This window comes from Nocardia sp. NPDC005745 (assembly GCF_040630775.1).
Classification (GTDB): Bacteria; Actinomycetota; Actinomycetes; order Mycobacteriales; family Mycobacteriaceae; genus Nocardia.
In genome coordinates, this window is sequence record NZ_JBEXYF010000041.1 from 54,228 (window position 1) to 64,036 (window position 9,809).

A 9,809-nucleotide genomic window follows, 5' to 3' on the forward strand; every position below is an offset into this window, starting at 1 on the left:
GCTCAGAGCACCGAGCGCACGAGTTCGCCGGTCTGGGCGGGATACGCCTGCGCGACCATGTGATCGCAGTTCCATTCGAGCACGGTCAGGCGGGCGCCCATGTGCTCGGTGAGCGCCGCGCGGAACTCCGGTGTGACGAACGGCGGGTGCACCTTCATCGCCTGCACCAGCACGGTGGGCAGGTCGGCGGGCGGCAGTACCCAGTGGCGGGCCAGCTGGCCCCAGTAGGAGTTGACGGCGGGCAGGCTCATCCGCCAGCCGAAGCGCCCGTCGGCGGTGGGCATCAGGTGTTCGTCGAGTTCGGCTTCCAGCAACCGCGGCTCGACGTCGCCCCAGCCGGTGTCCAATTTGTCCTGGCGCGCGTGCTCGACGCTGTCGTAGTCGGCCGAGACGAGGGTGGACAGCGCGATCTCGTTGAGCCATTCCGGTTCCAATGCGATGGCCGGATCGAGCAGCACCAGCTTGCGCACCAGTTCGGGATGCCGATGCGCCAGGTGCAGCGCGCACGCGCCGCCGAAGGAGTGCGCGACCACCACCACCGGGCCGTCCGCCTCGGCGGTGACCAATCCGACCAGATCCTCGACGATGGTCTCGAAGTTCCAGGGCGGCAGCGAGGTCGAGCGACCGTGTCCGCGCAGGTCGGGCGCGAGCACGCGGACATCGGGCAGATGCCGGGTGGCCAGGTCTTCCCAGCGTTTGCCGTGGCCGGTCACACCGTGCAGGGCCAGCACCACCGGTCCCGTCGTCGGACCGAACCGATGGACATTCAAAACAGACACCGGTCCATTTTGACCTGCGCCGCAGTCGCGCGCACCGGCGGTCGGGCGGAGGCGTGTACCGGCGTGTCGGTCGTGTCTGTTGCAATAGCCCGCGTGGTGCGATCGGATGGCGCGGTGCGACTGGTTCGCCGGACAGTGGTGGCGCCCCGGCCGCGAGACTGGGGCGCCGACGTTCGCGCGCTGCTGGACGCCGCCGCCGCGTCCGGTCCGGCGCGTCCGGGGTGGCGGCCATGGCAGGTACTCGGCGGACCGGGCACGGGTAAGACCGCCCTGCTGGTCGATCTCGCCGCCGAGCGCATCGCCGCCGGAGCCGATCCCGGATCGGTCCTGGTGCTGACCCATTCGAAACAGGCGGCAGGCGCCGTGCGCGACGCCATCACCACGCGGTTGAGCGGACCGGAACCCGGCGCGGAGGGCGGTGTGCCCGGCGCCACACGAGAACCCTTGGTGCGCACGCTGCACTCGTATGCCTTCTCCGTGCTGCGCAGGCACGCGCTGGCGCACGGCAACCCGCCGCCGCGTCTGCTCACCGGCGCCGAACAGGACGCCGTGGTGCGCGAGATGCTGCGCGGCGATCTGGCCGACATGGCCGACGGCGCGAGCGGATTATGGCCGGAGCGACTGCGGCCCGCGCTCGCGCTCGGCGGGTTCGCCGAGCAGTTGCGCGATCTCATGCTCCGGGCCACCGAACGCGGCCTCGGACCGGAAGAGCTGGTGCGGCTCGGCCGCGAGCACGCCAAGCCCGAATGGGTGGCGGCGGGCAGGTTCGCCATCCGCTACGAGCAGACGATGCTGCTGCGCTGGTCGGTCGGCGTCGAGGCGCCGGAGGCGACCGCGCCCGCGCTGGACGCCGCCGAACTGGTCGGCGCGGCGCTCGACGCGCTGGCCGCCGACCCGAATCTGCTTGCCGCCGAACGCGCCAGGATCGGATACCTGCTGGTCGACGACGCGCAGCACCTGGACCCGCAGGCGGCCGTCCTGGTCAGGGCGATCGGGCACAGCGCGCGGACCACGGTGATCGCAGGCGATCCCGATCAGGCCGTCTTCACCTTCCGCGGCGCGGACGCGCGGTTCGTCGCCGAGCTCGACGTGCCGCCCGAGCGGCGCATCGTGCTGCGCGACAGCCATCGCTGCGGCGGTCAGGTGGAGCTGGCGGTGGCGCGGATCGCCGCACGTCTGCCGGGCAGTGCGCCGCAGCGCATTCCGGTGCCCGAAGGTACGGGACCGCGGGAGGACGGCACCGAGGTGCGGGTCCGGGTGCTGGCCACCCCCGCGAAGGAGGCCGCGCTCATCGCCGACCACTTGCGCCGGGCGCATCTCACCGGCGGAGTGCCGTGGTCGCGGATGGCGGTGATCGTGCGTTCGGTGCCGCTGTCGCTGGCGCCGCTGCGCCGTGCCCTGCTCGCCGCGGGCGTGCCCGTGCAGCAGCCCGCACTGGACACACCGCTGGCGCGCAGGCGCGGCGCGGCCTGGATGCTGCTGTCGCTGCGCGCGATCCTGGCGGGCGAGGCGGCCGAGCGAGGCGCGGAACCGGCATTCGAACCGGAGGACGCCCTCGACCTGCTGTCCGGCCCGCTCGGCGGCGCCGACCAGATCGCCTTGCGCAGGCTGCGGCGGGGCATCCGGCGCGCCGCGCTGGAATTCGTGCGCGCCGGGGCGAAAACCCCGGACGCGGCCGACGATCCGCCGCCGGACCGCGACGCGAACGTCGACCGCCCCTCCGCGCAGGTGCTGCGCGACCTGTTGATCGGGACCGGCGATCCGGCGATCCTGAACCGGCTCACCGAGGTCGAGGCCGCGCCGCTGCGCAGGGTCCTGGACGCGCTGCGCCGGGCACGGAAGGCGCGCGGGCGCGGCGCGAGCCTGGAGGACGTGCTGTGGGCGCTGTGGACCGGTTCCCGGCTGGAACGGCGCTGGGTGGCCCAGTCGGAGCGCGGCGGCGCGGTCGGCATGCAAGCCGATCGCGATCTGGACGCCGCGGTCGGGTTGTTCGACGCGGCCGCCGCCTACGTCGACCGGTTGCCACGCGCGAGCATCGAAGGTTTCGTCGAATACCTGTCCCAACAGGAGATTCCACAGGACGCGGCGCCGCGAACGGCACCGGGCGAGGCGGTGGCGCTGCTGAGCGCGCACGCCGCCGCCGGACGGGAATGGGATGTGGTCGCCGTCGCCGCGGTCCAGGAGGGGATCTGGCCCAACCCGCGCGCCCGCGGCACCCTCCTGCACACCGAGGACCTGGTCGATCTCACCGCCGGGGTGTCCGACGCGGGGGAACGGGTGAGCCGCGCGGCGCCGATCCTGGCCGAGGAACGCAGGCTGCTGCTCGTCGCGTGCAGCCGGGCCCGGCGTTCACTGCTGGTCACCGCCGTGGAATCGGTCGCGGGCGAACGCGATCTGGTTCCCTCGCGATTCCTCGCCGAACTGCTCGGGCACGACGACGACGGCGAGCCCGGTGCGCTGCCGGTGGTCGATCCCGGACGCGCCCTGGTGATGCACTCCCTGGTCGCCGAATTGCGCGGCGTGGTCTGCGATCCCGAGGCCGATCCGGAGCGCAGGCGCCGCGCCGCTCATCAGCTCGCGCGGCTGGCGGACGCGGGCGTGCGGGGCACCCACCCCGAGGACTGGTACGGCACCGCCGAGCTCAGCTCGCGGCGACCGCTGTGGACCGACGACGACGGCGCGGTGGCACTGTCGCCCTCGACCGTCGAATTGCTGCGCACCTGCCCGCTGCGCTGGGCGCTGGAACGCAACGGCGGCACCGACGGCGACAACCCGCACGCCGTCAAGGGCAACCTGGTGCACACGCTGGTGCAGGCGCTCGCGGGCAAGGTACCCCCGGACCAGGTGCGTGAGGCGCTGGATCGCGCTTGGCAGGCGGTGGATCCCGGGACCGGTTGGCATTCCCGGCAAGAGCTGCGCCGCACCGAGGCGATGCTGGAGACCTTCTCGGCCTGGGTCCGCAACACCCGTGGCGAACTCACCCAGGCCGGTGTCGAGGTGCCGGTGGATTGCGAGTTGCCCGCGCGCACGGAAGAAGAACGCGCCGTGCGGATCCGGGGCCGCGTCGACCGGCTGGAGCGGGACGCGCAGGGACGATTCGTGATCGTCGACGTGAAGACCGGCAAGTCGCCCGTCACCAAGCAGGCCGCCGTCGATCACGCGCAGCTGGCGACCTATCAGGTGGCGGCCGCCATGGGCGCTCTCAACGCACCGGCGGAACCCGGCTCCGCCGATACGGGCACCGAGGCCGGTGTGTCCGGCGAACCCGGTGGGGCCCGGCTGGTGTACGTCGCGAAGCCGAGCAAGGCGGAGGGCGCTACCCAGCGCATGCAGCCCCCGTTGGACGCCGAGGCGCTCGAGCACTGGCGGGACACCATTCACCAGGCCGCCGCGTCCACGCAGGGCCCCGGCTACCTCGCCATGCGCAACGACGGATGCCGCCACTGCGCGGTGGCGGGCAGCTGCCCCGTGCAGGACAGCGGGAGGCAGGTGACCGACGAGTGAGCGAGCCCTCGGCCTCGCCGCGGCCGGTCGCCGGGGCGCTGCCGTGACCGGCCGGGTGACGCCGCATCAGCTGGCGCAGGCGCTGGGCCTGCCGCCGCCGACCGACGAACAGGCCGCCGTGATCGCCGCGCCGCCGGGCCCGACGCTGGTGGTCGCTGGCGCGGGCGCGGGCAAGACCGAGACCATGGCCGCCCGCGTGGTGTGGATGGTCGCGAACGGGCTCGTCCTGCCCGACGAAGTGCTCGGGCTGACGTTCACCCGCAAAGCCGCCCAGCAGCTGACCGCCCGCATCCGGACCCGGCTGGCCCGGCTGGCCGGCGCGCCGCTGCTGCGCGAACTCGACCCGAGCGGCCGGCTGCGCGCCCAGCTGACCGGCGCGGAACCGGAGATCAGCACCTACCACTCGTACGCGGGCAGGTTGCTCACCGAACACGGCCTGCTGCTTCCGGTGGAACCCTCGGCGGCCCTGCTCACCGAGACCCAGCTCTGGCAGCTCGCCCACCAGGTAGTCCGCACCTGGGACGGCGACCTGGAGACCGAACGCACCCCCGTGTCGGTCACCGAGGCGGTGCTCGCGCTGTCCGGACAGCTCGCCGAGCATCTGGTCGAGCCGGAGGAACTGGCCGAGGCGCACACCGAACTGGCCAAGCTGGTGCACACGCTGCCCGCCGGTCCGCGTCAGCGGGGCGGGCCGAGCCAAACGCTGCTCAACATCGTGCAGGTGCAGCGGGAACGGGTCGCACTGCTGCCGCTGGTGCAACAGCTCAGCGAGGCGTTGCGCCGCCGCGGCGCACTCGATTTCGGCGCGCAGATGTCCCTGGCGGCGCGCTTGGCCGCCGAGCACCCCGAGGTCGCCGCCGCCGAACGCGCCCGGTTCCGGCTGGTTCTGCTCGACGAATACCAGGACACCGGCCACGCCCAGCGCGTCTTGCTCGCCGCCCTGTTCGGCGGTGCGCCGGCGGGCGCACCGGACCCGGCATCGACGCACGGAGCCGATACGCACGACGTATCGCGGGAAACGAATGGTGATCCCGCTGCCACCGGAGGCCGGGATTCGTCGAGCACCTCTGTCCCTGCCGATTCCGAGCAGGCGGCGCAGCCCGGCACACATGGTTACGACGTCGGCGAGCCGCTCTGGGGTGGCTCGGAGGGCGATGCTCCGCCCGATGCGGCCGCGCACGCCGATTCGGCGGCCCAAGAAGAAGATTTGCTGCGCGGCGACGCGGACCGGTCAGGGGAGCCGCGGTCGCCGGTGGTGGAGGGCGATCAGCCGGACGCCGGCACGGCGGCCCGTGAGTCGCACCCCTCCGGCGGAGGGATGGGTGTGTCAGGTGGGGACGCTTTGGCGGATGGTCCCGCTGGAGGCTCCCGGGCATCTGGGGGGAGCGCTTCCGGCGACTCCGCGCAGGGCATGCGGCGCGTCGACGCGACGGGAGCGGAGCAACCCCGGTTCGCCGGTGCGCACGACCCGTACGCCCGAGCCGAGCGGCGCGATCAGCGCTCGCGACCGCACGACGCGCAACGTCTTGCCGTGACCGCTGTGGGCGACCCGATGCAGTCGATCTACGGCTGGCGTGGCGCCTCGGCGGCGAATCTGCCCCGGTTCGCCACCGACTTCCCCACCGCGCCGGGCGTTCCCGCCCCCACGCTGGCATTGCTCACCAGCTGGCGCAATCCGCCGGAGGCGCTGGCGCTGGCGAACCTTGTCGCGGAACCGTTGCGGCGCAAGGCGATCGAGGGCGGCGGAGTGACGGTCGACGCGTTGCGCGCCAAGCCCGAAGCCGGGCCGGGGGTGGTGGCGCTCGCGTCGACCGACACCGTCGCCGCCGAACGTGACTGGGTGGCCGAGCGGATCGCGGCGGAGTGGGCCGCCCGGCGCGCCGCGAAGCAGCCCCCGCCCACGTCGGCGGTACTGGTGCGACGCAACGCCGACGCCGCGCCGCTCGCGGAAGCGCTTCGCGCGCAAGGACTCCCGGTGGAGATCGTCGGCCTCGGCGGATTGCTCGCCACGCCGGAGGTCGCCGACATCGTCGCCACCCTGCGGTTGATCGCCGAACCCGGCGCGGGCAGCGCCGCCATGCGCGTGCTGACCGGTGCGCGCTGGCGCATCGGAGTCGCCGACATCGCCGCGCTCAACCGCCGCGCCAGGGAGCTGTCCATCCGGCGGCCCGGTTCGCAGGGCCCGGCCGAGATCGCCGATGGCGCCGCGCTGGACGAGGCGTTGCGCGAAGTGGCGCCCGAACCCGCCGAACAGGCCGGGCTGGCCGACGCGATCGCCGACCCCGGCCCGCCGGATCAGTACTCCTCCGCCGGGTTCGCCCGCATCGAGGCACTGGGCCGGGAGTTGGCCGCGTTGCGCGAACGCAGCGGTCAGCCCCTGGCGGAATTGGTCGCCGACGTCGAGCGCACCATCGGCGTCGGGGTGGAGACCCAGACCCGACGAGCCATGGCGGGTACCGGGGCCGGACGCGAGCATCTGGACGCGTTCGCCGAAGTCGTGGCCGGGTACGCCGCGGACACCGGCGCCTCGCTCGGCGGACTGCTCGCGTTCCTCGCCGCCGCGGAGGAGGTCGAGAACGGTCTGGAGCCGGGCGAGGTCGAGGTCGCCAAGGACCGCGTGCAGGTACTGACCGTTCATGCGGCGAAGGGCCTGGAATGGGAGATCGTCGCGGTCCCGCACGTGGTGGAGGGCGTGTTCCCGTCCAAAGTCGGTTCCGGTACGTGGCTGGGCGCGCTGGCGGAACTGCCGACGTCGCTGCGGGGTGACCGTCAGCAGGACGACGCGGCCGAGGGCGTGCCCGTACTCGATCTCACCGACCTGTACGACCGCGCGGACCTCGACCGCGCGATCAAAGCGCACAAGGAGGCGCTGGAACGCCGCCGGATCGATGAGGAACGCCGCCTGTTCTACGTCGCGCTCACCAGAACCGAACGCGTCCTGCTGGTTTCGGCCCATCACTGGGCGGAGACCGGCAGCTCCCCGAAGGGCCCCTCGGACTTCCTGCTGGAACTGAAACAAGCGCACGAGGACCCGCAAAGCCCGGCCCACGACGTCTTGACGATCGACCGCTGGGACGACCCGCCCGCCGCCGACACCGTCAACCCCTTCACCGACAACCCGGCGACCGCCGAGTGGCCACGAGACCCGCTCAGTACCCGCCGCGACCCCATCGAACAGGGCGCCGCGCTGGTCCGCGCCGCGCTGGCCGAGCTGCGTGCCCGCCCCGCCGATGCCGGGCAGGGTGACCCGGATTCGTCCGGGACCACTTCGAACCGTGGCGCCGGCTCCGACCGTGCCGACGCGCGTGTCGGTCCCGTCGATGCCGCACAAGGTGACCCGGATTCGTCCGAGACCTCGCCGGGCCGGGCCGTAGCTTCCGGTCGTGCTGATGCGGCCCATGCCGGGCGCAGCGACCCGGACGCATCGGGCATCGTTTCGGACCTCAGCGCCGGACCCGACCGCGTCGAGCCGGCGCCCCCGCCGCCGGACGAGCCGGATCTCACGTTCGAACCGGACTACTACCCGCCCGACGACGAGTACCCGCCGGACGAGTTCGCGGAGCACTTCGAAGTCATCACAACCGAATACGCCGACCCGTACGCGGACATCGAACCCTATTTCGGCACGGCGCCGGACCCGGTGGAGGAGTACCTGTCCGCAGGCGAACCGGCATTCGCCGCGACCGGTTTCGCCCCGCCCCCGCCGGAGGACCGGTTCCGGCCCGAGCACATCCAGCCCGCGCCGGACCCCGGCGATCCCGAAGGCTGGGCCGCCGACGTCGACGCCCTGCTGGCCGAACACCGGGCCGCCGCGGTTGCCGCCGAGGAGGTCGAGCTACCTGGTCAGATCGCGGCGACCGCCCTGGTCGAGCTGCGCGCCGACCCGGCGAGACTCGCCGCCCGCCTGCGTCGCCCGTTGCCCTACCCGCCGAATCCGCTGGCCCGCCGCGGTACCGCATTCCACGCCTGGGTGCAGCGGTGGTTCGGCTCCACGCGCCTGCTCGGTCTGGACGAACTGCCCGGTGCGGCCGACAGCGGCGCGGCCGACGCGGGCCTGGACGCGGAGCTGACCGCGATGCAGGAGGCGTTCCTGAACTCGCGGTGGGCCGATCGCAGCCCGATCGAGGTGGAGATTCCGTTCGAGACGTCGATCGCGGGCACCGTGATCCGCGGCCGGATGGACGCGGTGTTCGCCGAACCGGGCGGCCGCTGGACCGTGGTCGACTGGAAGACCGGCGCCGAGCCCAGCGCCGCCGAGGAATCGGCGGTCGCCATGCAGCTGGCCGTCTATCGCCTGGCGTGGGCGCGGCTGATGGCCGCGCGGGAGGGACGGCCCGAGCACGAGATGCTGGACCGGATCGGCGCCGCGTTCCACTACGTGCGTACCGGTCGCACCATCGCGCCGGTGAACCTGGCCGGTCCGGAGGAACTGGCCGAGTTGATCAGGAACGCCGCGCCCGCCGGCTCACCGCCAGCGCCTGAGTGATGAGCGGAACCTGCAACGGCAGCCGCAGCGCCGAGCCGATCTTGACCAGCCACGGAGCCTTCTCGCTGGCCAGCATGTCCGCGGTGAATTGCACGTTGGCCGGGAGCACCACGATGAACAGCAGCGCGGCGAGGCGTCCGCCGAAGCTGCGGGTACGCGGGATCGCGAGCGCGGCCGCGACGCCGATCTCGGCCACGCCGGAAGCGTAGGTGTAGTCGCGGGCGCGCCCGGGCAGGAAGCGCGGCACGATCGAATCGAAAGGCTTCGGCCGGACGAAATGCAAAACCCCCGCGCCGAACAGCAGGGCGGCCAGCGCCAGCGCGGGCCGCCGCCCGCCGTCGGACACGGATGTCAGCGTGTTTTCAGCCATGAGGAACCTTTACATCCAGGCTGCTTCGCGTCGAGCCCGGGTCGCCCCGCTCCGGACCTGATTGGTCCGCTTCTCGAACTCGGCGCCCTGGCCCGCCCCGGTTCGAGCTGAGCAACACCTGACACCGCCTGCCGATCTAGAGGCGACCGCGAATACCGACGGCACTCTCGAAACCAGCACGCTCCTGTCGTCCGCCGCGTCGGCGGTGAGCGACGAGTCGGTCACTCGACGCGCATCCCCAGCCGCGTGCACCGCGTCGAAGTATCGCCCCAACGCACTCCTCCTGCTCGGCCTGGCTCGAGATTGCCGGCCTGCGGGGAGCCCAGCCCCGCTCCGGTGCGCTGCGGCGGGAATCCGACAATCACCCGTAGCAAGCATCGTCCGCTCACAGCCAGGCGCGCGCGATCTCGGCCGGGCTAGGTGCGCCGTGAGCACGAGCAGCGACAGAATGGACAACCGCGCCGAGCCACGTGCACCAAATCTGGAGTTCGAATGCCAACGCGCCCTGCGGACCCCGACTCCCGTTTTCGAGCGAAGCGAGACCGAGCATGTTCCGTTCGCGGCCCGGCTCGCGTTTGCGCGGCCGTCGCGTAGGCGACGAAGGAGCAAGCGGCGGTCGCGCAAACGTGCACGGTGTGACCGGCCACGGCAAACGCTGGGAAGACCTGGC

Annotated in this window: 4 protein-coding genes; 2 read left to right on the plus strand and 2 right to left on the minus strand. The window is 72.7% G+C overall.

What is annotated here, in order from left to right; all coding sequences use genetic code 11:
• Positions 1-2 precede the first annotated feature (2 nt).
• Positions 3-779, minus strand: a complete 777-nt coding sequence (locus ABZ420_RS31225) for an alpha/beta hydrolase (RefSeq protein WP_062975334.1) — start codon at positions 777-779, stop codon at positions 3-5.
• Here ABZ420_RS31225 and ABZ420_RS31230 point away from each other — a divergent pair.
• Both ABZ420_RS31230 and ABZ420_RS31235 read left to right on the plus strand, forming a co-directional pair.
• A complete protein-coding gene (locus ABZ420_RS31230; protein WP_357130308.1) occupies positions 669-4,283 on the plus strand; it encodes an ATP-dependent DNA helicase in 3,615 nt (1,204 codons plus the stop codon). The genes ABZ420_RS31225 and ABZ420_RS31230 overlap by 111 nt on opposite strands.
• Positions 4,284-4,326: 43 nt before the next feature.
• Positions 4,327-8,769, plus strand: a complete 4,443-nt coding sequence (locus tag ABZ420_RS31235; protein ID WP_357130311.1) for an ATP-dependent DNA helicase — start codon at positions 4,327-4,329, stop codon at positions 8,767-8,769.
• Here the strand turns inward: ABZ420_RS31235 and ABZ420_RS31240 are convergent.
• Positions 8,726-9,139, minus strand: a complete 414-nt coding sequence (locus tag ABZ420_RS31240) for a hypothetical protein (protein WP_357130314.1) — start codon at positions 9,137-9,139, stop codon at positions 8,726-8,728. The genes ABZ420_RS31235 and ABZ420_RS31240 overlap by 44 nt on opposite strands.
• Positions 9,140-9,809: the final 670 nt, after the last annotated feature.

Bases quoted from the DNA above. Each gene is read 5' to 3' on its own strand.
- ABZ420_RS31230 (WP_357130308.1), top strand. From the start codon at position 669: ATGCCGGGTGGCCAGGTCTTCCCAGCGTTTGCCGTGGCCGGTCACACC.
- ABZ420_RS31240 (WP_357130314.1), bottom strand. From the start codon at position 9,139: ATGGCTGAAAACACGCTGACATCCGTGTCCGACGGCGGGCGGCGGCCC.